General features: G+C 60.8%; 27 protein-coding genes. 7 read left to right on the plus strand and 20 right to left on the minus strand.

Annotation, left to right across the window (positions count from 1 at the left end; all coding sequences use genetic code 11):
* Window positions 1-62 precede the first annotated feature (62 nt).
* Window positions 63-1,112: an acyltransferase family protein gene (locus tag ACIP0B_RS09800; protein WP_400831519.1), complete on the plus strand. Its 1,050-nt coding sequence runs from the start codon at window positions 63-65 to the stop codon at window positions 1,110-1,112.
* Window positions 1,113-1,168: 56 nt separating this feature from the next.
* Here ACIP0B_RS09800 and ACIP0B_RS09805 read toward each other — a convergent pair whose 3' ends face one another.
* The 9 genes from ACIP0B_RS09805 to ACIP0B_RS09845 form a co-directional block, all read right to left on the minus strand.
* Window positions 1,169-1,441: a hypothetical protein gene (locus ACIP0B_RS09805; RefSeq protein ID WP_400831521.1), complete on the minus strand. Its 273-nt coding sequence runs from the start codon at window positions 1,439-1,441 to the stop codon at window positions 1,169-1,171.
* Between the two features lie 398 nt (window positions 1,442-1,839).
* Entirely contained in the window at window positions 1,840-2,985 is a 1,146-nt protein-coding gene (gene rffA / locus ACIP0B_RS09810; protein WP_400831523.1) for a dTDP-4-amino-4,6-dideoxygalactose transaminase, read from the minus strand.
* Window positions 2,982-3,251: a hypothetical protein gene (locus ACIP0B_RS09815; RefSeq protein WP_400831525.1), complete on the minus strand. Its 270-nt coding sequence runs from the start codon at window positions 3,249-3,251 to the stop codon at window positions 2,982-2,984. The genes rffA and ACIP0B_RS09815 overlap by 4 nt, the downstream gene beginning before the upstream one ends.
* Window positions 3,252-3,362: 111 nt before the next feature.
* Complete coding sequence (locus ACIP0B_RS09820) at window positions 3,363-3,779, minus strand: GtrA family protein (protein ID WP_400831565.1); 417 nt, start codon at window positions 3,777-3,779, stop codon at window positions 3,363-3,365.
* Window positions 3,780-3,786: 7 nt separating this feature from the next.
* On the minus strand, window positions 3,787-4,467 hold the full coding sequence (locus ACIP0B_RS09825) for an acetyltransferase (RefSeq protein ID WP_400831526.1): 681 nt from the start codon (window positions 4,465-4,467) through the stop codon (window positions 3,787-3,789).
* Window positions 4,455-5,441 carry a glycosyltransferase family 2 protein gene (locus ACIP0B_RS09830; RefSeq protein WP_400831528.1) on the minus strand — a complete coding sequence of 329 codons (987 nt, stop codon included), beginning with the start codon at window positions 5,439-5,441 and terminating at the stop codon, window positions 4,455-4,457. Before ACIP0B_RS09830 ends, ACIP0B_RS09825 begins: the two co-directional genes overlap by 13 nt.
* On the minus strand, window positions 5,438-6,130 hold the full coding sequence (locus ACIP0B_RS09835) for a WbqC family protein (RefSeq protein WP_400831530.1): 693 nt from the start codon (window positions 6,128-6,130) through the stop codon (window positions 5,438-5,440). Before ACIP0B_RS09835 ends, ACIP0B_RS09830 begins: the two co-directional genes overlap by 4 nt.
* A complete protein-coding gene (locus tag ACIP0B_RS09840) occupies window positions 6,127-7,299 on the minus strand; it encodes a hypothetical protein (protein ID WP_400831532.1) in 1,173 nt (390 codons plus the stop codon). The genes ACIP0B_RS09835 and ACIP0B_RS09840 overlap by 4 nt, the downstream gene beginning before the upstream one ends.
* 556 nt (window positions 7,300-7,855) lie before the next feature.
* On the minus strand, window positions 7,856-8,359 hold the full coding sequence (locus ACIP0B_RS09845; protein ID WP_400831534.1) for a peptidoglycan-binding domain-containing protein: 504 nt from the start codon (window positions 8,357-8,359) through the stop codon (window positions 7,856-7,858).
* Window positions 8,360-9,304: 945 nt separating this feature from the next.
* On the opposite strand from ACIP0B_RS09845, the gene ACIP0B_RS09850 reads away from it, so the two are divergent.
* Together ACIP0B_RS09850 and ACIP0B_RS09855 are read left to right on the plus strand one after the other, a co-directional pair.
* Complete coding sequence (locus ACIP0B_RS09850) at window positions 9,305-9,667, plus strand: DUF6124 family protein (protein WP_085630696.1); 363 nt, start codon at window positions 9,305-9,307, stop codon at window positions 9,665-9,667.
* A gap of 150 nt (window positions 9,668-9,817) precedes the next feature.
* On the plus strand, window positions 9,818-10,027 hold the full coding sequence (locus ACIP0B_RS09855) for a hypothetical protein (protein ID WP_085584364.1): 210 nt from the start codon (window positions 9,818-9,820) through the stop codon (window positions 10,025-10,027).
* Window positions 10,028-10,029: 2 nt separating this feature from the next.
* Here the strand turns inward: ACIP0B_RS09855 and ACIP0B_RS09860 are convergent, their stop codons facing one another.
* The 7 genes from ACIP0B_RS09860 to ACIP0B_RS09890 form a co-directional block, all read right to left on the minus strand.
* Window positions 10,030-10,821: a transporter substrate-binding domain-containing protein gene (locus tag ACIP0B_RS09860; RefSeq protein ID WP_400831536.1), complete on the minus strand. Its 792-nt coding sequence runs from the start codon at window positions 10,819-10,821 to the stop codon at window positions 10,030-10,032.
* A gap of 125 nt (window positions 10,822-10,946) precedes the next feature.
* Window positions 10,947-11,627 carry a SinI family restriction endonuclease gene (locus ACIP0B_RS09865; protein WP_400831538.1) on the minus strand — a complete coding sequence of 227 codons (681 nt, stop codon included), beginning with the start codon at window positions 11,625-11,627 and terminating at the stop codon, window positions 10,947-10,949.
* A gap of 74 nt (window positions 11,628-11,701) precedes the next feature.
* Entirely contained in the window at window positions 11,702-12,631 is a 930-nt protein-coding gene (gene copD, locus ACIP0B_RS09870; RefSeq protein WP_400831540.1) for a copper homeostasis membrane protein CopD, read from the minus strand.
* Window positions 12,632-12,634: 3 nt separating this feature from the next.
* On the minus strand, window positions 12,635-13,009 hold the full coding sequence (gene copC / locus ACIP0B_RS09875) for a copper homeostasis periplasmic binding protein CopC (protein WP_085584356.1): 375 nt from the start codon (window positions 13,007-13,009) through the stop codon (window positions 12,635-12,637).
* Between the two features lie 51 nt (window positions 13,010-13,060).
* Window positions 13,061-13,936: a copper resistance protein B gene (locus ACIP0B_RS09880; RefSeq protein ID WP_400831541.1), complete on the minus strand. Its 876-nt coding sequence runs from the start codon at window positions 13,934-13,936 to the stop codon at window positions 13,061-13,063.
* 10 nt (window positions 13,937-13,946) lie between these two features.
* Window positions 13,947-15,659 (minus strand): copper resistance system multicopper oxidase, encoded by a 1,713-nt coding sequence (locus ACIP0B_RS09885; RefSeq protein ID WP_400831542.1) that lies wholly within the window; start codon window positions 15,657-15,659, stop codon window positions 13,947-13,949.
* A gap of 102 nt (window positions 15,660-15,761) precedes the next feature.
* Window positions 15,762-16,403 (minus strand): FMN-dependent NADH-azoreductase, encoded by a 642-nt coding sequence (locus ACIP0B_RS09890; protein WP_400831544.1) that lies wholly within the window; start codon window positions 16,401-16,403, stop codon window positions 15,762-15,764.
* 102 nt (window positions 16,404-16,505) lie between these two features.
* Between ACIP0B_RS09890 and ACIP0B_RS09895 the strand changes: the two genes are divergently transcribed.
* Window positions 16,506-17,354, plus strand: a complete 849-nt coding sequence (locus tag ACIP0B_RS09895) for a LysR family transcriptional regulator (protein ID WP_400831546.1) — start codon at window positions 16,506-16,508, stop codon at window positions 17,352-17,354.
* Window positions 17,355-17,360: 6 nt separating this feature from the next.
* On the opposite strand, the gene ACIP0B_RS09900 is transcribed toward ACIP0B_RS09895, so the two are convergent.
* On the minus strand, window positions 17,361-17,843 hold the full coding sequence (locus ACIP0B_RS09900; RefSeq protein ID WP_400831547.1) for a hypothetical protein: 483 nt from the start codon (window positions 17,841-17,843) through the stop codon (window positions 17,361-17,363).
* A gap of 165 nt (window positions 17,844-18,008) precedes the next feature.
* Here ACIP0B_RS09900 and ACIP0B_RS09905 point away from each other — a divergent pair, with 165 nt between their 5' ends.
* Together ACIP0B_RS09905 and ACIP0B_RS09910 are read left to right on the plus strand one after the other, a co-directional pair.
* Window positions 18,009-18,677: a ribonuclease T2 gene (locus ACIP0B_RS09905; RefSeq protein WP_400831549.1), complete on the plus strand. Its 669-nt coding sequence runs from the start codon at window positions 18,009-18,011 to the stop codon at window positions 18,675-18,677.
* 469 nt (window positions 18,678-19,146) lie between these two features.
* A complete protein-coding gene (locus ACIP0B_RS09910) occupies window positions 19,147-20,718 on the plus strand; it encodes a diguanylate cyclase (protein ID WP_400831551.1) in 1,572 nt (523 codons plus the stop codon).
* Between the two features lie 5 nt (window positions 20,719-20,723).
* Here ACIP0B_RS09910 and ACIP0B_RS09915 read toward each other — a convergent pair whose 3' ends face one another.
* Complete coding sequence (locus tag ACIP0B_RS09915; protein WP_400831553.1) at window positions 20,724-21,314, minus strand: GNAT family N-acetyltransferase; 591 nt, start codon at window positions 21,312-21,314, stop codon at window positions 20,724-20,726.
* 197 nt (window positions 21,315-21,511) lie between these two features.
* Between ACIP0B_RS09915 and ACIP0B_RS09920 the strand changes: the two genes are divergently transcribed.
* Window positions 21,512-22,339, plus strand: coding sequence for an arylamine N-acetyltransferase (locus tag ACIP0B_RS09920; protein WP_400831555.1), 828 nt, complete (start codon window positions 21,512-21,514; stop codon window positions 22,337-22,339).
* 3 nt (window positions 22,340-22,342) lie between these two features.
* Here ACIP0B_RS09920 and ACIP0B_RS09925 read toward each other — a convergent pair whose 3' ends face one another.
* Together ACIP0B_RS09925 and ACIP0B_RS09930 are read right to left on the minus strand one after the other, a co-directional pair.
* A complete protein-coding gene (locus ACIP0B_RS09925; RefSeq protein WP_400831556.1) occupies window positions 22,343-22,669 on the minus strand; it encodes a BrnA antitoxin family protein in 327 nt (108 codons plus the stop codon).
* 3 nt (window positions 22,670-22,672) lie between these two features.
* Window positions 22,673-22,957 carry a BrnT family toxin gene (locus ACIP0B_RS09930; RefSeq protein WP_400831558.1) on the minus strand — a complete coding sequence of 95 codons (285 nt, stop codon included), beginning with the start codon at window positions 22,955-22,957 and terminating at the stop codon, window positions 22,673-22,675.
* Window positions 22,958-23,055 lie beyond the last annotated feature (98 nt).

Below are 23,055 nucleotides of genomic sequence, written 5' to 3' on the forward strand. Positions count from 1 at the left end.
TCGATGATTTAATCAGCAGCACTCGGCGGCACTCGTTAATCACCACAATGGAATCTAAGTAAATGCAGAAAGACTATTTGGGCGGGATACAGGCTCTACGGTTGCTTGCTTGTTTTTTTGTTCTTTTTCAGCATGTGACATTCTATACCTGTTACTTTAAGGGTATAGACTATCAGCCATTTCTGATGATTAACTTTGGTCGTATGGGTGTTAGTTTGTTTTTCGTGATATCTGGCTATGTCATGGGAATGTGTCTGGATCAAGGTAAGATGTTTCTTTGGAATCGTATTGCGCGAGTATATCCACCCTACTGGTTGGCTATAGTGGTTAGTTGGTTGGTTTTGGTTCCGCTCGGTATTGATTGGAGTTTTGACTTTAGGTCTGCATTGCTGCTGCCTACACAGCTAGTAAATAATAGCTATAGAATTCCTTACTGGACGCTCTGCTATGAGATGGCGTTTTATGTGCTTGTATTTGCGCTGATGCTAATGAGGGTATCTCGCAAGAACATGTTGTGGTTCTGCGCTGCTTGGCTGTCTTTGATCATCGTTGTTGATGCCTATAGGGTTATTGGTGACATCGACACTGCACAGGCTTTTGCACCGGTTGCTCAGCCGGGGTGGGGGATTCTAATAACGCCTTATCCGATCTTTTTTATCGCTGGATTGGTTGCTTCGATTGGCGGGCTTTCAAGATTTGAACGAATCTCACCTGTTTACCTGGTTTTGATTGCGGTTTGCACTTGGGCAGTTAGCAATAATATGAAGCTTCCCTCGCCAGGTCCGATGTTTATCATGCAGTCGTTTAGCTTTGTCTGTTTGATTGCTGCTTCGAAGAAGATAAATTTTCCTTCGATCGTTACTCGCTTGGGAGATTATTCGTACGGTATTTATCTTGTTCATGTGATAATCATTGGTGCTTTGATTGCCCTGTTTAAAGCCCATAATGTGGAAATGCGATTCTCTGGGGTTTTTGCGATTTTTATGCTGTGCTCATTTGTTGGTGGCTGCGCCTTTGGTTGGTTTGAACACAAGCTTCATACCCGTTTTATTAAACGGGTATTTAGGGGCAAGCCTGTAAAGCCTGTTGCTCAATCGTTGAATGCGCAGTAGCACTGCCATTTTCTCGCCTGCCGTTCACCGGCAGGCTGTGAGTCTTAGATTTGGGTTTACAACTGGATTAGTTCGGCGGGAACGCTGACGGTGTTGCCGATCTTCGCTGCGACAATGGCGCGGCATGCGGCGATTGCTCGGGTTTCGCCGGGTTGGCGTTCAAATGGATCGCGCCTCGTGTCGGCCAGCCATGCAACATAGGCACCGGGCACAACCCAGACGGCATACTTCTCGATCAGCCGTTCGAAATCGAGCCGTTGGACGAAGGGCAGTTGCAGCCGGCCGGCGACTGGCTTGCCCTGACAAACAGATGGCGTTGCTGCTGTCACTGGAGCTGTCGCTCAACAGCAGTGCACTGCCGCCGTGGGCGTGGACATCATTCGCATGCCCGACGTCTCAATGCCCGATGATTGCAAGGAGGGCGTGCTGATCGAAGGGATGGTGCTGTTCACGATGTTTTCTTGACGCTGCACGACATTTGAGACCGACATTCCAGAATAGATGGCGTCTGCGATGGCGATCGTGAATAGGGGGGGCGTCTGGCAAATATATCCGCAACTCAGGAGGCAGTCGCGGTCGGTAAGCCAATCGACTCCTCCTGATCCTGCCCGACCGACTCCAATGATCTGTTATGGCCTCTGGTCTACGGTTGTGCAGGGTGGACGATCGCCCCCGACCCTAGGCCGAGGCCTATCTATTTGCATTCGGCCTGCTCTTCTACATCGGATTATCGTCTGGCAAGGTCTATGGAGCGCAACAGCACGTCAATTACTTCGTTCTGCTCGTTATGTGTCAATCCCACCCATAACGGCAGGCGGATAAGTCGCGCAGATAGCGTTTCGGTGACATGCAGCGCGCCGTGTGCACGCCCCAAAGTGCGCCCCGCCGGCGCCGTGTGCAGCGGCACATAATGAAATACCGCCCCGATACCATACTGCTTCATGCGTTGGAGCACTGCGTCGCGATCCACATCCGCGGCGAGCAGCACGTAGTACATATGCCCGTTATGCATGCAAGTGTCGGGCACGATCGGGCGGCGCAGGATGCCGGCCGCCTCGGCGGCCTCTAGGCACTCATGATAATAGCGCCACGACGAGAGGCGCTCTCCCCCGATGCGGTCGGACTGTTCCAGTTGCGCCCACAAAAAAGCCGCTGTCAGTTCGCCAGGCAGAAACGACGAGCCGACCTCCTGCCATGTGTATTTGTCGACTTCGCCGCGGAAAAAGCGGCTCCGATCCGTACCTTTCTCACGGATGATTTCGGCGCGCAGTACGCTCTCGGGCTCTTTGACGAGCAGCGCGCCACCCTCGCCGGAGATCACATTTTTGGTTTCGTGAAAGCTATACGCGCCAAAATCGCCGATACTGCCGAGTTCCTTTCCTCGATATGTAGACGTTACGCCTTGCGCCGCGTCCTCTATCACGAGGATGTTGTGACGCCGCGCGATTGCGAGGATCGAGTCCATCTCGCAACCAACACCCGCGTAGTGCACCGGCACGATCGCGCGCGTGCGCGGCGTGATCGCGGCCTCAATGAGGCGCTCGTCGAGGTTTAGCGTATCCGCACGAATATCGACAAACACCGGCACACCGCCACGCAATACGAACGCATTTGCGGTCGATACGAATGTATAGGACGGCATGATGATTTCGTCGCCGGGCCTGATTCCTGCGAGTATGGCGCTCATCTCTAGCGCCGCCGTACATGAATGCGTAAGCAGCGCTCGCGCGGCGCCCGTGCGTGCTTCGAGCCATGCATGGCAGCGCTTTGTATATGCTCCATCGCCTGCAAATTGTAGATTTGCGTGCGCGTCGGAGATGTAGGTAAGTTCTTGCCCTGTCATATACGGCTTATTGAACGGGATGTGGATCATATTTTCCTTGCAATGAGAAAACGCGAGCCGCCCAACGGGAAATCGACTCCAGCGCGGATCATTCGCGCTTCGGCCGCCATTGTCGCACCGAGCAGGCGGTTCAACCACGGCGCGACACTGAGTTCTGCTCCAGTGACTTCAGCATCGACGCCGCGACGGCTGAACCTCGACAGCATCATCAGAGGCAACAGCATTGCGACGAAAGATGTGCTACGGACGATCGAGAATCCCGCGGCACGCACCTTCGACTGCAGCGAGCTCGGCAAAGTGGCTTGCCTTGAAGCCAGGGCTTTCCGCACTCAGTGCCGGCTGCCAGCGGCAAGCCGGGCAGGCCATATCGCTGACCGGGTATAACGTGTCGCAACTGAGGCACCGCTTCACGGGTTGCTCCTGGCGATCGGATCGGGACGAGGAAACACAAGAAACTTGAATGTGACGAACAAGAAGCCTGCTACCACTAGTATCGCCACCGCCTGAACGACGCGATATGGAAAGTGCAGATGGTCGGCGAAGATCGCGAGAATCACGTAGTTCAGCAGGTATCCGCAAACATGAGCGCCGAAGTACTTGAATGCCGGCCTGGCGATGCCGCCGCGGTGGCCGAACGTCCAGTTGCGGTTGCTCCAGAATCCAGCACTCGCGCCCGCAACATAAAGTACCGTCATTGCTGCCTTCGGCTCCATACCGAGCCCGGTGATCAATATGAACAGGAGATAGCCGCCCAAATTCATGGCCCCACCGATGAGGCCATAACGAAGCAGCTGGACGAGCAACGTGCGCGATGGTGATGTCATCACGTCCTCACACCTGATCGCTGACGGTTACGGCCGTTGCCGGATCGAGAGTGCGTAGCCGCCGCGCCGGCGCACCAACATAGACGCAGAGGTCTTGCGTGTCGCGATTGACCATCGACTGGGCGCCGATCAGGGTGTCGCCACCGATGCGCCTGCCTTGCATCACCACGGCCGAGAAACCGATGAAGTTGCGAGCACCGATCGTGACATTGCCGCCGAGCGTCGCATTGGCGGCGATGAAATTGTGATCGCCGATTTTGCTGTCGTGGCACAGGGTGGCATTCGACCAGATTACGTTATTCGAGCCGAGCGTCACGCCTGTCTCGATGACAGCGCCGGGCATGACAATCACGTTATCCCCGATAACCGCATCGGCGGCGATCCACGCGGTCGGATGCAATAGATTGGCAAGTGGGTAGCCGCATTGTTTAATCGAGCGATACACGCTTTCCCTTGCCAGCATGCTTCGATAGCCAACTGCGACGAACACCATCACGTCAGTGGGTGCGAAGCGATTGCACACTGTTTGCCAGCCGAGCAATGGTATGCCGTCGAGCTCTGAAACTCCGTCGGGCAGATACGATTCGTCGACGGCAAATGCGTGAACCTGCATGCCGAGATCGTTTGTCGCGTAGCGGTACACCAGTTGTGCAAACGGTCCCGCGCCGAAGATGATCAATCCTGCCATTCGCGCTCCCTGTACGATTCGTCACTCGCTGGTGGGGCGTGAACGCGGTTGTCATGATAGATGGCTCTGACCAGCGAAGTCGGTCGCCTCTTCACCTCGAGGAAAATCTTGGAGATGTAGATTCCGACCACTCCAACCGAAAAGATAATGACGCCGCCGATTAGGAACAGCGCGGCCATCAGCGACGTCCACCCGAGAAACACGTGCCCCCAGAACAGCTTTCGCACGAGGAGGTAGAGAATTACTGTCGTCGCGATGCCTGACGACAGTAGGCCCAGGTAGAAGATCCCGGTAAGCGGCTTGCTGCTGAACGACGTGATCGCGTCGACTGCCATCGTTAACTTCTTGCGAAAGGTGTACGACGAGTTGCCATCGAATATTTTTGTCGCAACGATGCGCTTTTGTCTGAATCCCGCATCTTTCCAGACTGCGGGAAGAAACAGTTCCGTTTCACCGTACTGCAGTAGAGCGCTCACGTAGCTGCGTTTCATGAGCCGCGAGACGATATCGCGATCTGATACCTGCACCGGCGAGAGCGCGTTGAACACTTTGTAAAAGAGGTCGCTGGTGAGGGCTTTCGTGAGCGGAAGTGTCTTCTTCTCGAGTTGGCCTACCACTACGTCGGTTTCCGGATCCTCGTCCATCTCGTGCCAGAAGTGGCCAAGATTCTCCGGTTCTTCCTCGAGATCGACGTCGATTACGAAAACGCGCTCGCCGCTTGCGTAGCGCATGCCGGTGATTAGTGCGCGGTGCTGACCGACGTTGCGAGCGAGATCGATCACCCTGACACGGGGATCAGACGCGCACAGCCGGCGCGCCAATTCGAGCGAGTCGTCGGGAGACGCATCGTTGACAAACACAATCTCAAAAGACGATGTGAGTTTTTGCGCATCAGCCACAATGCGGCGATAAAACTCGTCGATGTAGCGTGCCGATCGATAAAGGCTGGTCACCACGGAGAGCTTTAACATCATCGAACCCTCATGAAGGCCGCATGCTCGGGGCCGGCGTTGAAAAGCAGATCTAGTATGCTCACGCCATGCGCGAACGGCGGAAAGAGCTGCGGATATTCCGGGTAGCCGTCATATTGCATCCATTCGACGCTTACGCCAGCACTGGTAAAGAGAGTTTCGTCGAGATAGTCGCTGGCGGCTGGGCCTGACAAATAAACATCTGCACCCGCCTGCCGGCAGATGCCAACCAGCCGTTCGACTCGGTCGCCTTCGAGCTCATAGTCTCTAGATGAACTAATGTGGGTGGTGATGCCGAGAATCGCGCAGACCTCGCGTATGAAAAACGCATTAATGTCCGACAGTAGTTCGCATGCGCCGGCCTCGCTGTACCACGCTTCGACCATCGCAGCATATTTTTCGAAGTGGGGCGCACGCGCATAATTGTTAGCGACAGTTCTCCAGTGTCGTGCTGCCCAGCGCGAATCGACTACTCGCGTCTCGCTGATCTTCTGTCCTAGCCGGTCCTGGCGGACGGGAATCGTCAGCCATTGCACGCCGGTTTGGGTTTTGATGCGATTACGATTGCGCCAGTCATTCTTTGTGTACTGCACCTCGTCGTACAGGATGAACTCGTCAACTGAGCGAATCAGATCGAAGTAACCCTTCCATGGTACGTAGTTCGACTGGAGAACGGCGACTTTCCTGGTCATTGTCGGTCTGCCACTGCTGGCACGACTGGCGCACGTCGGCGCTTCCATCGAGCGAACGCGCTACGGACGAGCACAATAAAGTAGATCGCGTACACAACACGCAGGAAGTAGAAGTAGCGGTTCTCGATGTGGGCAATTGCCATGCTGAGTGATACCGAGCCAAACGCGGTGATCACCAATACCGCGAGCCACGGCTGCCTAGACGCGATAGAGGCAAAAGACAGGATCGCAACCAGTAGAAATGCGATCATGATGCCGGTGATCTCGGCGCCTGTGTAGTCGATTATCGGCGTCAATCCGTCGGCCGGCGGCCGTCCCGCATACACCGCCCAGTAGAATTTGGATAGGCCTATCCAGAATTTTGTAGCGAAATATTGAATCTCCGGAACCTGCGCTGCCAGCTTCGAGAAATACACACCTGCTGTCGGCTCCATGTACACGGCCAGTTCGACATAGGGCTGACGATTGGCTGGATCGAATACGGCCATCGCACGCAAGTCGTATAGCCAAGGCACACCTGAATGCAGATAAACCCACAAGATTTGCACGAATCCCAGCGATGTACCGCAACAAAAGCAGATGAGTGGTGGAAGTGCGGATTTAATATCGCGCCTGCTAATCAGGGCTAGCCACAGTGGCACGATCAATACCGCGCTTACCGCGAAATTTTGCTTCATCAGGATCGAGGCTCCAAGCAGTATCCCTGCCAGGAATGCCTTGCCTTTCGTTGGATTAAGTCCATCGGCGCTTAGAAAACAGAATGACAGCAGGAATAGCGTCAGACTTTGAAGGTCGGACAGGCGCACTGAGATGTAGCCGATTGAGAACAGTGTGATCAGAATCACAAGCGAAACATCGCCGATAAGTGGCCGTCTCTGTACGCCGGGCGGCAAAGCGCCGTTCTCGACGCCAGAGAATCGTCGCAGAAGCGTGAGGCCAGCATAGATCAGCAACACAAAGAACAGCAGATTCTGGAACAGAGTGATATAGCTCACCAGAATTGGATCATCCGTGAACAGCAACGGGATGGCGTAGTAAAGCACAATGCCGATGGGGCGATAGTCGTGATAACAGGTAGCGCCCGGGTCATTGCTGCCTAGGAGGGAATGCGCACATGCGTTAGCCACTTCAAGATACTGGGGCGCATCCCCGATCGAAGGAAAATCCATGCTCTGCTCTAATACGGGGCGAATCCGCGATTTTAGTCTAATCTGCAATAAATGCCAACGGCGTCTTGGGGCGGCCACGGAGCTGATCAGGGACAGAGCATCAAAATCAGAAAGGTGGTTTGAGCTGGCGTAAGTCGAATAGGTAATCGGAAGTCCATCCGCTGATCGCCATCGTTCGGGATGTGGGTGTAGATCTTGATACAAGTGACTTTCACAGCCCATCATCGATGGTTTCGGTCTGTTTTGGACTCCACCTGTCTCGGCTCAAGTAGTTCAGGGCGTGTCGAATCGTATCGTCCCCCCGGTATGCCATGCGGGAGTTTCAGGGATTGCTAGAGCTTCACGTCATCAGCTGTCTGTCGTCACTGACAGCAATTTGGCAGTGGTTGCCACTTGGGCTGCCACAAGGCGAAGAGATTTCAGCAGGTCAGCCCTTCAGACTGGGGTGTTGGCGGAGACCCGCGCCCAATCCATCATCGGCGCGACGGGAAACGGCGGGAGAGCGGGGCGGGTGGAGCGGTAATCGGGGACATGGGCGATTCACTTTCCGCACGTCTCATTGCGAAGTGGCACTCGACCATTTCGGAAGATTCAGAACACGCCTGGTAGCTTCGTCGAGGTCACCCGTAACTGGTAGCCCTTTTTGTTGCTGCAGACGCTCAAGTGCCGCTTTGGTGGCTGGACCGAAATGACCATCCGTTGCTCCATCGTAGACTCCGGCAGCCTTGAGCCGATCCTGAAGCATTGAAAATTCTAGGGTTTGCCCTAATTGACCAACTGTTTGGCTGGTCGTTCTGGCTTCCTCTTGGGCTTGTGAAGCGGTTGATTCCGCACGTTTCGCTACCGTCTCCACTTGTTCCAACTTGGCACGAACGCCCTTTGCGTCAAAGGCGACATCTATCGTCGTCCAAACAGACATCCCAACCAATACCACACCGAATCCTGACAGGCAGGCTCCCCCCAGGCCGAATGTCTGGCGGCTGACATACACGTAGCAAACGCTCGCGAGCATGAGTGCGCCTAATGCAAGGGCAATAATGAAGGCTGGATTGTTGGTCATGGGCATCCTGAGGCCTGATTTTGTTAGGCGGTCTGCTTATATAGACGTAGCGCACTAAAAATCTGCATTAAGCAGTTTGCTACCTGTAAATCCTTGTTGATTTTAGAATTGGCATCAGTAAACGCAATACGATACTGACGGTTTCGTTAGTGAACCTGTGATTGCTTAGGGAAGGCTTTTTCTGGGTGCTTCACGGCCAGCCCTAAACCGCATTTTCAGCTTCGGGCTGCGGTTGATCTTTAGCGTCAAAGGGGCGGTACGTTTGTGCTGGTACATCGCCCAAAAGTGGGGAGGTCTGCTCGGCTCCGCACTTTGTTACCTGAACGCTGTGGCTATTGATGGGTAGGTTAAACGGATGAACCGTTTCCGCTAAAGAGTAGATGGAACGAGGCTGGGAAGGTGAATCATGCCCAATCCATCATCGGCACGATTTGAAAACGGTGAGTGTGGCGGAAGTTGAGGGACACAATGGTAATGGAAAGATTTCTTTTCTTATCCGTGCTGTCGTTGTAGAGCGCTGCTATGGAAGCAAGGGAACCAATCTATAATCAGCACAACTTATGTCAAAGGTTCGAAATTTCAACATCAGTAACCAGTTCCGTTTAATGAATCATCAAGCAGTAATCCCACCCCTACACCACCTTGCACCACCCCCTACACCTAAGCCAGAATCCGCCGACTTGTGCGTCTAGAACAAGGGTTTTATCGTTCCAGGGTCACTGAAAACCAGTGATCGGGTTTGGTAGCCCGTTTCGTTTCTAGATGTGCAGTGTCCCCATGTGCAGCCGCTTTTTCAGGGCTTCGGTTTCATGGTGGTCATGCGTGGGGCCCATCCGTGGGCGCCGGGTTCTAGTGCGACCGGTCTACCAACCCGCGTATGGCCGCCACCCTCGTTTGGTAGCGAGGTTGATGGCTTCCCTAATGTTCGCGCTAGAGGTTCCATCCATGATCAAACCAACACCCAACCCACCCCTCACCGACCCCGCATCCCCCTACGAATCCATCGATTCCAGAAAGCTCAACGAAGCCGCCGAACGCGCCCTCGACCATTACCTCAACCCCGCCGCGCAGATCATGGGCACTCCCCATGAGTCCGAACCCATGTACCTGGCCAATCCGGTGTACGACACCGAGTCCCTGCTGGCCAACGCCAGCGAGAACCTCGGTTCGGCGTCGGAGATGCTCAATAACTTCGCCGCCGTGCTGGGCGCCGGGCAGCGGCGGATGGCGTTGGGCATTGCGCAGTTGGTGATGTTGAGCGAGGTGGCGGTGAATCAGGCGCTGGATAACGTCGAGCCGAAGACGTAAGCCACGGCCCGGCGAGTGGCCTGTCGCCGATAGGGCAGGACAGGGCGGCAATGCTGAACTCCGGCTGTCGAGCCGTGAAGTTTCATGTTGCCGCCCGCCCCGGGCGCCTAGGATGGGAGCGACAAGACCGCATCCCAAGGGAGCCCAGCCATGCATGCCCGACTTATTCACGCGTTGTTGATCGTCGCCGCCGTTTCAGCCCTGAGCGCCTGTTCGGGCGGCGGCATGACCACCACCACGTGCTTCTCCGCCGACTGCCAGTCGCTGGACGGCCGTAACGCCAACACCTTGAAGTTCGGCGGGAGCAGCATCGGCAACAACTTCAACCAGTACAGCTCGGGCCTGTTGCACGACGATTGAGGTCACGGCGCCGTGGGCGCGGCGATCCATTCGCCCAGCACTTTCTGGTACTTGCCGGTCACCTTGCTCAGGTGCAGCCACTGGTCGACGTAGAGTTTCCAGCTGATGTCGTCGCGGGGCAGCAGGTAGGCCTTTTCGCCGTACTGCATGTACTTGTCCGGGTTGACGGCGCACAGGCCCGGTTTGAGTTTCTGCTGGTAACGCGCTTCGGATGCGTCGGTGATCATCACGTCGGCCTTGTTGTCGAGCAGTTGCTGGAAGATCGTCACGTTGTCGTGCAGCGCCAGTTGCGCCTTGGGCAGGAAGGCGTGGACGAAGGCTTCGTTGGTGCCGCCGGCGGGTTCCACCAGGCGCACGCCGGGCTGGTTGATCTGTTCGACGGTCTGGTACTTGGCCTGGTCGGCGCAGCGCACGAGCGGGATCTTGCCGTCGACGTCGAGGGTGTTGCTGAAGAAGGCCTTTTTCTGCCGCTCCAACGTCACCGAGATGCCGCCCATGGCGATGTCGCATTTGCCCGCCAGCATGTCCGGCATCAGGGTTTTCCAGGTGGTCGGCACCCATTCGGCCTTGACCCCGAGGCTGTCGGCCAGGGTGCGGGCCATGGCGATGTCGATGCCTTCGTAGTCGCCGTCTTCGCGCTTGAAGGTGTAGGGCTTGTAGTCGCCGGTGGTGCAGACGCGCAGCCGGCCCTGTTGCTGGACGCTGTCCAGGTGCGAGGGGGTTGGCTCTGCTTGGGCGACGCCGGCCAGGGTCAGCAGGCCGCAGAAGATCATCCGGGATGTTGGGGTGTTCATGGGTGAGGGGCTTCTGTGGGGAGTGGAAGTGGACGCAGTGTAGTGCGAGGGTGGTCTGGAAGGGGCGGGTATCCATGAAAAAGGGCGATCTTATGGATCGCCCTTTTGGTTTTGTGGCCGGAGGATTAGAACGTGTTGCTTGATGTCATGTGTTGGACGACAAAGGCCTGGAAGTCTTCTTCGGAAAACTGCGGCGCCAGTTGGGCGTCCGGGAAGTTGTGCCAGTTGGAGCCTTCCTTGCGGGCGAACGTGCGGTGCCATTTCTGGATGTTCGTGCCTTCGCGCACGGAGCGCGAGGACGAGTTCTCGGAGTTGTCGCGGTTCTTGATCTGCAGGATTTTCCAGTCGCCCGAGCCGTCGTCCGCACGCTTGATGAAGTCGGCCTTTTTGGTGGTGTAGCCGGAGCACTGCACCCAGCCGGTGGGTTCGGCCTTGCTGGCGATGTAGTCTTCGAGCAGGTCGCCGGTGAGGTTTTCGGCGGCCATGGCGATGGCATGGGCGGTCTGCATCGCTTGCAGTTGCTCCGGCGCGAAGTTGCCGTGCGTGCCCATGATCACCGGGATGATCGGGTCTTGAACGGTCTTCGGCAGTTTCAGCTGTTTGGTGGCGCGACCGTCAGAGAACTTTTGCGCCAGCCGGCCGATGTAGGCGTCGCTGCCCAGCGGCGCCGCTTTGGTGGCCTTGGGGGCGAACTCGGGGTTGGCGCTGAGGAACTCGACGACCATGGCGAACGGGTCGACCAGGTCCGGGTTGACGTCTTCCATGGCCGCACGTGCGGTGGCTTGGGCATTGGCTGGGAACGGCATGCGGTGTCCATACATCGTGGAGGGTGCGGGGTTGATATCACTTTGATGCCGCTTTGTACAACACCTGGATCCAATCACTGTCCCTCTATTTCGGGGCTCAGCGTCCCCAACCACGCCACCAGCCCCACGATCACCAGCGCAATCCCCAACTCCACCGCCACGCTGCGGCGCAGCGCGTTCGCCGCCACCCGGTGCTGACCGTCGCGCAACGACCGCTCCAGCAACGGCCCGAGGTGGAAGCGGTTCAGCGCCGCCAGCACCAGCATCCCGGCAAACAGGAACACCTTGACCGCCAGCAGGAGCCCGTAGGCGCCGAGCAGGATGTCGCCCAGCGTCGGGCCGACGATGAACAGGTAGTTCGTCACGCCGGTGACCGTGAGCGTCACGACAATCACCGCGCCCACCCATTCGAAGCGTTTGACGGCAAAGGCCAGAAGCCGAAGCCGCGCTTCGTCGAACCGGGCGTCGGTCCGCGCCATCAGCACCAGGGCGAGCAGGGCGCCCAGCCATGCGCCGGCGGCGAGCAGGTGCAGGATGTCGCTGAGCAGGTGCCAGACGCGGCGCGACCCTTCGTCCATCGCGCCGTGCCCGCTCCAGGCCAGCGAGGCGAGGGCGACGGCGCCGGCCAGCGAGGCGATCCACAGGCTCAGGCCGGGCCTGCTCGAATGGATCGTTAGTGCCAGGCCCACCAGCCCCAAGGCGCCGACCCGCGCCGCCCACGCCATTCCCACGTCGGTTTCGCGCAGCATCATTTGCAGGTGCGGCCACAGGGCGGCGAGGTCGGTCTCGCCGCTCATGCGGCGGGTCATCATCACCAGGCCGGCCACCGACAACAGAACGCCCGATGCGGCCAAAAAAGCCAGCATCGGGCGCAGCGCCAGCACCGCGCCGGAGCGCCGCTGTTCGCCGCGAAGGCTGTACACGCCGAACGACGCCACGCCGAACACCAGCAGCAGGTCCCCATACAACGCCAGACGCAGCAGGCCGTTGATCAGCTCATCCATCGGTCACTTCACCTTGAACGTGACGTTGCCGGTGATCGGGTGAGTGTCCGACGACACGGCGCGCCACTGCACCTGATAGGTGCCGGCCGGCAGCGGCGCCAGCGGGGTGACGAGCATGGTCTTCGGGTCGCTGCCGGCGCTGATCCGGGCCTTCATCGGCATGGGCGAGTGGGCCATGCCGGGCATTTCGGTCATCACCAGTTTGGCGCCGGAGAACTGGGTCGTCAGCGGCTCGGAGAAACGCAGTTCGATCTTCTCGGGGGCGGCGCCGTCCGCGCCTTCGGCGGGGGTGGACGAAAGCAGTTTCGGGTGGGCCAGGACCTGGGCGCTCAGCAGCAGTCCGGTGGCGAGTACGACGGCGGTTTTGATGGTGCGCATGCAAGGCCTCTTTCCGCTCGGGGCGGTGTTTTTATGGATGGTTGAAGGGGGTCAGAACCACAGCCGCACGCCGAGCACCAGGCGCGTTTCGCTGCGGTCTTCGCCTTCCTCCCGTGCGAAATCGGCGGTGTTGCCGTAGGTGCGGTTCCAGGTGACGCCGATGTACGGCGCGAATTCGCGGCGGATCTCATAGCGCAGCCGCAGGCCGGCCTCGGTGTTGGCGAGCCCGGCGCCGAGACCGCGCTGCGGGTCGTTCTGCCCGTAGACGTTGAGTTCGGCGGTCGGCTGCAGGATCAGGCGGTTGGTCAGCAGGATGTCGTAGTCGCCCTCCAGCCGGATGGCGCTCTGGCCGCCCTCGCCGAGGAACGCCGTGGCTTCGGCCTCGAAGTTGTACAGGGCCATGCCTTGCAGGCCGAACGCGGCCCAGGTCTGCGGGGCGCCGGGCTTGAAGTCCTGGCGCACACCGCTGACCACGTCCCACCACGGCGAGATCGCGTGGCCCCAGAGGGCCTGGAGTTCGGCGTCTTCGGTGCGGCCGTTGCTGCGTTCGCCCTCGGAGCGCAGCCACAGGCGATCGGTGTCGCCGCCGATCCAGCCGGACAGGTCCCAGGCCAGCACGCTGGCGTCGTCGGCGTCCTGCCATTCGAGCTTGTCGGCGAGGAAATAGGTGTGGACGGCGCTGTCATGCACCTTGTGCCCGCCGGGGCTGTCGAACACGGCGGCGCGGTCGGCGTCGGTCAGGGCCGGGATCGGCGTGCGGCTTTCGGTCGGCGCGGCGGGCTGCATGCCGCCGTCGTCCATCGTCTGCAGGGCGGAATGATCCATGCCGGGCATCTGGCTGTGGTCCATGCCGGCCATGTCGCTGGCGGCCATGGCCGTGGACAGGGTGCCGGTGAGCAAAACGGGTAACGCTGCGAATCGGATCATGGTCGGCCCCTCATTCTTCCACGCGGACTTCACGGAACATGCCCATTTCCATGTGGTACAGGAGATGGCAGTGGTAGGCCCAACGGCCGAGCGCGTCGGCGGTCACCCGGTAGCTGCGGCGGGTGCCGGGGGGCATGTCGATGGTGTGCTTGCGCACCTGGAAGTCGCCGTTCTCGTCCTCCAGGTCGCTCCACAGGCCGTGCAGGTGGATGGGGTGGGTCATCATGGTGTCGTTGACCAGCACCAGGCGGATCCGCTCGCCGTACTTCAGGCGCAGGGGCTCGGCGTCGGAGAACTTCACGCCGTTGAACGACCAGACGAACTTCTCCATGTGCCCGGTCAGGTGCAGCTCGATGGTGCGGCCGGGGTCGCGGCCGTCGGGGTCTTCGAAGGTGCTGCGCAGGTCGGCGTAGGTCAGCACCTTGCGCCCGTTGTTGCGCAGGCCCAGGCCCGGGTCGTCGAGTTTCGGGGCGGTGGTCATGGCTTGCATGTCCACCAGCGGGTTGTCCTTTTCGCTGGCGGGGTGCGCCTGCATCGGGCCCATGCCCATGGCCGAATGATCCATGCCGGCCATGTCGTCCATGTTCATGCTGCCGTGGTTCATGCCGCCCATGCCCATGTCGTCCATGGTCACCAGCGGCCGCGGATCCAGCGCCGGCACCGCCGCCGACAGGCCGGTGCGGGCGGCGAGGGTGCCGCGGGCGTAGCCGGTGCGGTCCATGGCCTGGGCGAACAGGGTGTAGGCCTCGGCGGCGGGCTCGACGATGACGTCGTAGGTTTCCGCCACCGCGATGCGCAGTTCATCCACCGTGACCGGTTTGACGTGCAGCCCGTCGGCGGCGACCACGGTCATCTTCAGCCCCGGGATGCGCACGTCGAAGTAGGTCATGGCCGAGCCGTTGATCAGGCGCAGGCGCAGCTTTTCGCCGGGGCGGAACAGGCCGGTCCAGTTGGCGTCGGGCGCCTGGCCGTTCATCAGGAAGGTGTAGGTGGCGCCGCTGACGTCGGCGATGTCGGTGGGGTTCATGTTCATCTGCGCCCACATCGTGCGGTCGGCGACGGTGGCGCCCCAGCCCTTTTCGCTGACGTCGTGGATGAAGTCGGCGACGGTGCGCTTGTGGAAGTTGTAGTAGTCGGACTGCTTCTTCAGGGTCTTCATCAGGCTGTCCGGGTCTTCGTCGGTCCAGTCGCTGAGCATCACCACGAAGTCGCGGTCGTAGCGGAACGGCTCCGGTTCCTTGGCGTCGATGATCAGCGGGCCGTAGACGCCGGACTGCTCCTGGAACCCGGAGTGGCTGTGATACCAGTAGGTGCCGTTCTGCCGCACCTTGAACCGGTAGACGTACACGCCGCCGGGCTCGATGCCGTGAAAGCTCAGGCCTGGCACGCCGTCCATGTCGGCCGGCAGCAGGATGCCGTGCCAGTGGATCGAGGTGCTGTCCTTGAGCCGGTTACGCACGCGCAGGGTCACGGTGTCGCCTTCACGCCAGCGCAGCAGCGGGCCGGGCAGGCCGCCGTTGATGGTCATGGCGGTGCGGGGCGAGCCGGTGAAGTTGACCGGGGTCTCGCCGATGAACAAATCGAATTCGCTGCCGCTCAAGGCGTTGGGCAGGCCTGCGTCGCCCAGGGCCCAGACCGGCGTGCGCCAAAGCCCGAGGCCGCCGAGCAGCCCGCCGGCGGCCAGTCCCTTTACGAAAGTGCGTCTGGAAGTGTTGGAAAGCATGCCCTGAAAATCCCCGTCGAGCCGTCTGGTTCGGCAATGACGGGGAGGCTAGCGGCCGGCAGCTTTCAGTTGGCTGAGGGGCGGATTACAGTTTTGACAGGTTCAGCGGTTGAGCGCGTCCGCCAGTGCACGGGCCTGCTGCGCAGCCGCCGAGCGCGAGGCGCGGTCGACGTCTTCGCCGAGGATGGTCTTCTCGACGGTCAACCCATGCACGTCAGTGACGCCGATGAAGTTCAGCCAGGCTTCCACGTAAGGTTTCTGGAAGTCGAACGTTGCGGCGGGGGTGAGCGAGCCGCCGGAGAAGTCCATGCCGCGTGCATAGGCCACCACGGCGGTCTTGCCCTTCAGCAAACCCTGCAGGCCGCGCTCGGGGTCGAAGCTGAAGAGGATGTCCTTCTGCGACACCAGGTCGATGAAATGCTTGAGCTTGTACGGGATGCTGAAATTCCACAGCGGCACCGACAGCACCAGCACATCGGCGCGGTGCAGATGCGCGGCGAGTGCTTTCAGGCCGTCCCAGGCGTTTTGCTGCGCCGGCGTCAGGGGCGTGCCGCTGAGGCCGGCGTACTTGGCGTTCATCGCCTCTTCGTCGAATTCCGGCAATGGCAGGCTCCACAGGTCTAGGGTTTCGACCTGCGTCTGCGGCCGGTGCTGCCGGTAACGGTCGATGAAGTGGCGGGCGGTTTCCAGTGAGGCAGAACGTTGTTTGCGGGGCGAGCATTGGATGTGCAGAAGGGTGGTCACGGTAGGCCTCGAGGTTCGGGTGGGAGAACTCGAGTCATTGCAACATAGCTGGATTGAAACTATAAATCGTGAATATCTAGCTGATTGATCACGAACCCAACTATGTTCGATGCCTTGTTGTTGAAGACCTTTGTCACCGTCGTCGATGAGGACGGCTTCAGCCGCGCCGCCGAAAAGCTGCATTTGACCCAGTCCGCCGTCAGCGGCCATTTGCGCCGCCTGGAAGAGCAGATCGGCAAGCCGTTGCTGGTCCGCACCACCCGTTCCCAGCGCCTGACGGCGGACGGCGAACGCCTGATCGCCTATGCGCGCACGATTCTGGCGTTGAACCGCGATGCCTGGGCGCAGCTCACGCGCACGCCGTTCCAGGGGCGGGTGCGGATCGGCGTGTCGGAGGATTTCGTCGAGCCCCGGCTGCTGCGTGCGTTGCAGGACTGCGCCGCGCAGTATCCGGGCATGGTGATCGATGTGCAGGTGAACATTCCCGGCACGCTGCTGGGCCAGATGAAACGGGGCGAGTTGGAGTTGGTGATCGGTTCGCTGTGCGAGTCCCGCGAGCCGGGTTTGCTGCTGTGGCAGGAGCCGTTGGTGTGGGCCTGGTCGGCGCAGGCGATCGTCGAGTTGCCGACGCCGTTGCCGCTGGCGCTGTTTCCCGAACCCTGCCCGTACCGCGAAGCGGCGTTGACCCGCCTGGCCCAGGCCGGCATCGCCCAACGCACCGCCATGCTCTGCACCAGCACCGCCGGGCTGCGCGCCGCCGCGTTGGCCGGGTTTGCCGTGGCGCCCATGGCTGCCAGCCAGTTGGGGCCGGGGCTGGAGGCGCTGGAGGCCGGGTTGCCGCCGCTGCCGGATGCGGAGTTTCGCCTGTACACCGCCGATCATGCCGACCCGCAGATGATCGAGGCGGTTTCCCGGGTGATCGTCGAACACTGTTCGTCGCGGCGGCGTTGAGGTTTCCTACAGCCCCAGCCCTTCCTGAACCACCAGCAGCAGGTTGTTTTCCGTCAGGGCGATGGCGTCCAGCTGCTGTCCGGTTTCGAGGGTCTGCAGCCACCAGTGGCTTTCGCCGTGTTCGTCGACGGTGCGCAGCAGTGATGTTTCCCGGCCCGGCAGGTTGATCTGCACGCGGCCGGCGCCGTCTTCGGTGAACCGCGCAATCGGGTCGAACGTCAGGCTGTGCTGGTTGGCTTCGATCACCAGTTGGTCGATGGCGTAGTCGTGGGATTCGCCGTCGGGCGAACTTTCGCAGACGTGGGTGGGGTTGCGCCGGATCTTCAGGCCGACTTCCGCCACCGGTTGCAGCCAGCCTTCGATGCGGTGGTAAAGGGCGTAGACTTGCGCGGGCCAGCAGTCGATCTCAAGTTCGGCGCAGGTGATTTCGTCTGCATGGGTGTGCCGGGTCTGTTTGAGTTTCGCGGCCAGTTCGTCTGCTTTACTCATGTCGGTTCCCTGTGGTGATGTCAGCTCAATCGTAGTCCTTTCAAAGTAATGCAGGTTTTGCCCTGCGTCATGCGCTTGCAACACAAGCGTGCCCCAATCAACCCCTGATCCGAGTCGGGTCAGGCCACCAAAACCACGGACGCAGACGTCCCAAGGAGCGGGAACATGAAAAAGCTTTTTACAATTCTGGCGCTGATCGCGCTGACGGCCGGCGGCATGCAGACGGCGTCGGCGCGCCAGAGCCATGCCAGCAAGCAGGCGGCGACGGAGTCGGTGGCGGGGGTGTTCGACTACTACCTGCTGACGCTGTCGTGGTCGCCGACCTTCTGCCTCACCCACAAGGACGACGCGCAATGTTCCGGCAAAGGCTACGGCTTCGTCCTGCACGGCTTGTGGCCGCAGTACACCGGGGGTGGTTGGCCGGAGTCCTGCCCGCCGGTGACGACACTGTCGGCGGCGGAAACCGCCAAGGGCCTGACCCTGTTCCCGACGCCCAAACTGCTCAACCACGAATGGGCCAAGCACGGCACCTGCAGCGGCCTCGGCGCGATGGGTTACCTGGATGCGGCGGACAAGGCCGTGGCCGCCGTGAAGATTCCTGAAGAGCTGCAACCGTTCAGCAAGTCGTATTACTTCGAGGCGCAGGAAATCGCCGATCTGTTCCGCAAGAGCAATCCTGGGATCCCGTCGAACGGCATCGCCGTGATCTGCAGCGGCCCGGAGCTGTCGGAAGTGCGGGTGTGCATGGGCAAGGACCTGCAGTTCGGCGCCTGCGGCAAGGGCGTGAAGACCCAATGCCGCTCCGGTGACATCCGCGTGCCGCCGTCGCGCTGATCTGAGAGGCCAGACAGGCCGCCATCGCCAGCAGGCTGGCTCCCACAGTTTCACCTGCATGACACCGATCCAATGTGGGAGCGAGCCTGCTCGCGATGACGGCAGCCCATCCAACCGTGATGTGCCAGGCAGACCGCATCGCCAGCAGGCTGGCTCCCACAGTTTCACCTGCATGACGCCGATCCAATGTGGGAGCGAGCCTGCTCGCGATGACGTCAGCCCATCCAGCACCGATGCGTCAGACATTCCACCCCTGCCGGCGGGCCGGTTCCTACAGTTCTGTTCGCATCATCGCGCAAGAAAAATAAAATGGCGCACATCGGTTATCCATTTCCGTTATGTGCCGATATCCATTGGGCCGGGACTGTGTCGGTAGCACCTGGTTGCCCCGTACAATCCGGTGGACTACGCTCACGGAAACCAAGGGTTTCGGGCCAGCGCCCTTGCAGTACCTGCCCAGGACACGTTTTTGCCAATCCCAATCCAAGACCCGCACCAGCCGCCCGGCGGCACGTTGAAACGCCTGCCGCTGCGCAAGGCGGCAGCGTTGTTCATCGTAGCGGTGTGCCTGTGCCTGTTCGGTCTGCTGTACCTGCAGCTGGAGCAGTCGCGGCGCCAGGACCTGGCGATTGCGCAGATGGCCTCGGCCAACCTGACGCGGGCGATGGCGCAGCAGGCCGAAGACACCTTCCAGGCGGCGGACCTGGTGCTGACGAGCCTGGTCGACTGGATTCAGGACGACGGCTACGGCGCGGCCCAGCGACCGAGGCTGCAGAAGACCCTCGCCCGGCGGGTGCAGCAGCTGGAGCAACTGCACGGGCTGTTTCTGTTCGACCGCCAGGGGCAGTGGGTCATCACGTCCTTCCCCGATCTGCCCCGCGGCAACGGTGTGGCGGATCGCGAGTACTTCAAGTTTCACCAGCAGAACGAGTCGACGGTGGTGCACATCGGCCCGGCCATCCGCAGCCGGGAGAACGGCGAGTGGATCATCCCGGTGTCCAAGCGGGTCAACGACCGGCTCGGCAATTTCCAGGGCGTGTTGCTGGCCGGCATCAAGATGTCGTACTTCGACCGTTTCTTCAAAAGCTTCAGCCTCGACGACAACGGCACCATGTTCCTCGGCCTGACCGACGGCACCTTGCTCGCCCGCCGGCCTTTCGATGACGCGCTGATCGGCACGTCGCTGGCTCAGGGCGAGATCTATCAGCGGCTGTTGCCCAATGCCCCGGCGGGCACCGCCATGATCGACTCGGTGATCGACGGCGTGACGCGGCTCTACGGCTACCGGCAGTTGCAGGCCTTTCCGCTGGTGGTCGCGGCGTCGTCCTCCCGGGACACGATCCTTGAGGGCTGGCACGCCCGGGCCTTTCAGTCCAGCGTGATCGTTGCACTGGTGATACTCGGCGTCGGCCTGTTCGGCTGGGTGTTCATCCATCAGGTGCGCGACGGCGAGCGGATCGAGAAGAACCTGCGCAAGGCCCAGCGCGCGCTGGAGCAGATCGCTACCCATGACAGCCTGACCGGGCTGGCCAACCGGCGTCTGTTCGAACAGGCGTTGGCGGTGGAGTTCGCACGGGGAGCGCGGCAGTCGAGCCCGGTCAGCCTGATCATGCTCGATATCGACTTCTTCAAGCGCTACAACGATGCCTACGGCCATGTGGCGGGCGACCACTGCCTGGCGCAGGTCGCCCAGGCGGTGAAGGGCTGCTGCCAGCGCAAGTCCGACCTGGCGGTGCGCTACGGCGGCGAGGAGTTCGCGGTGCTGCTGCCGGACACCGACATCAACGGGGCGCTGGCGATTGCCGGACAGATCCGCCGCGCCGTCATGGACCGGAACATTTCCCACAGCGGTTCGCCCACCGGCTACTTGACGGTGAGCCTGGGTTGCTACGCCTTCATCCCCAATGGCCGGGACAGCATCGAAACGTTCATCCAGCGCGCCGATGCCGCGCTCTACCAGGCCAAGAACGCCGGGCGCAACCGTGCGGCGGTGTTCTCCCACGACGGCGGCGTCGGCGAACTGATGCGCTCGGATCGCTGACGGTCTCAGCTGTCGATGGCGTAGCCGGACAGTCTCTTTTCAAGGTTCAGGCGCACCTGCGGCCATTCGTCGTCAATGATGCTGAAGCGCACCGAGTTGCGCTTGCGGCCGTCGGGCATGATCCGTTCGTGGCGCACGATGCCTTCTTGCTGGGCGCCGAGGCGCAGGATGGCGTTGCGCGATTTCTGGTTGTTCTCATCGGTGGTGAACTGCACCCGCACGCAGTCGAGCACCTCGAAGGCGTGGCGCAGCATCAGGTATTTGGCTTCGGTGTTGACGAAGGTTTTCTGCCAGCTCGCGGCGATCCAGCTGCTGCCGATCTCCAGCTTGCGGTTGAGCGGGTCGATCTTCCAGAAGCGGGTCGAGCCGATCACCTGGCCGGTGGCCTTCAGCACGATCGCAAAAGGCATGACCGTGCCGGCGTCGCGGCCGTCCAGGGCTTTTTTCAGGTAACCGTCGACGGTGAGCGCCGAAGGCACCACGGTGACGGTGAGGTTCCACAGTTCACCGTCGGCGGCCGCCTGGAGCAGGGCGTCGGCGTCGGCGTATTGGAGAGGGCGCAGGACGATGCCCCGGCCTTCCAGGGTGGTTTGCATGCGGGCGGCACTCGGCGTTCGGGACGGACGACCATTACGCCGCAGCGGGCAGGTGCCACGCAAGCGCGAAGGAGACCCGGTCCATGAAAAGCGCCTGCGGCGATTGGCGAAATCAATTGTCGATACCCGGTCGGGATCCCGTATACATGTCGGCCATCGGCGGAATGATCCGCGGCCCCATGCATAAGGAACCAGCAATGACCGAGCCACGCCTGAGCGATTCGACACTGTATCTGCGGCGCCTGGGCTTCGAGGCGCCACCGGCGCCGACCCTCGAGACCCTGAGTCTGCTGCAGTTGCGCCATACCGGCGCCTTTCCCTTCGAGAACCTGTCGACGATCGCCGGGCGTCCCGTGCCGATCGATCTGGCGTCCGTGGAGCGCAAGGTCCTGCATGAAGGGCGCGGCGGCTACTGCTACGAACTCAACAACCTGTTCCTGGCCTTGCTGCTGGAGCTGGGCTTCGACGCCCGCGGCATCAGCGGCCGGGTGGTGATGAACCAGCCCGAGGGCAGCTGGACGGCGCGGACCCACCGCCTGAGCCTCGTGACCCTCGACGGCGTGCGCTACATCACGGACGTCGGCTTTGGCGGCATGGTGCCCACCGCACCGCTGGCGCTCGACACCGAAACGCAGCAGCGCACGCCGCACGAACCCTACCGCATCGAGGTGCAGTCCGACGGCTACATGCTTCAGGCCAATGTCGCCGGCGAGTGGCGGCCGATGTACCTGTTCGATCTGCAGCGCCAGGAAGACATCGATTACACCCTCGGCAACTGGTACGTCTCGACCCATCCCGAGTCGCCCTTCGCCCAGCGGCTGATGGTTGCGCGCACCGGGGACGGCTGGCGGCGCACGTTGAACAACGGCAGCTTCGCCATCCACCGCATCGGTGCCGAAAGCGAGCGGCGCGAGGTGACGGACGTCGATGAGCTGCTCGGGCTGCTGGAGCGCGAGTTCGGCCTGCGGGTGCCCGTCCACGAGCAGTTGCGCCCGGCGCTCGAAAGGCTGATCCGGCCGTCGTGAGCCCTAGGGCTTGGCGTCCGGCTCCAGCAGCCGGCGGATCTCGCCGGCGGCCGCCGCCAGTTTCTTCTCCAGGGCCTTGAGGTCGGCGGCGCTGATGCCTGGCTTCAGGCGCCCGCCGTCACCGGTCTGGGCGGACGTGCCGCTGCCGTCGAGCAACGAGTGGCGCAGGGTGTTGTTGATCACCGTCTGGTAGCCGTAGCCCTCGCGTTCGGCCACCGTGCGGGCGGCGTCGATGACGGCGTCGTCGAGCATGATGGTGATGCGCGTCTTGCCTTTGGAGGCGGCGACGGATCCCCGTTTGGCGTCGCTGAAGTCGTATTCGTCTTTCATGGTTCAAGTCTCCCAAAAATACTGGCGCCGCTCGCTCGGCGTAGCGGTGCGCGCAGAAATGATTCGAACGACATTCGGTTCCCGGTAGCTGTAAGCGACCACCAGCAGCCGACCCTTGCCGTCGAGGCCGAGGGTGATCCAGCGCGGTTCGTCATGGTCGTTGTCCTCCAGCGTCAGTGCACGTTCGTCGTGAAACACCGGTTCCGTCTCGGCAAGGCTGATGCCCTTGTGCTTGAGTTTGTTGGCGGCGTTCTTGGCTTTGTCGTATTGAATCTCGAATGAATTCATTATGCATACTTTATATGTATATAAAAGTGCGCGGCGCTACCGCCGGTCGCCATGAACACTTCAGCCTAGAGGGATAACGGGAGGGGCCCGGTACGGAT

Source organism: Pseudomonas sp. NPDC089534, assembly GCF_044749305.1.
GTDB classification, from domain to species: domain Bacteria; phylum Pseudomonadota; class Gammaproteobacteria; order Pseudomonadales; family Pseudomonadaceae; genus Aquipseudomonas; species Aquipseudomonas ekonensis.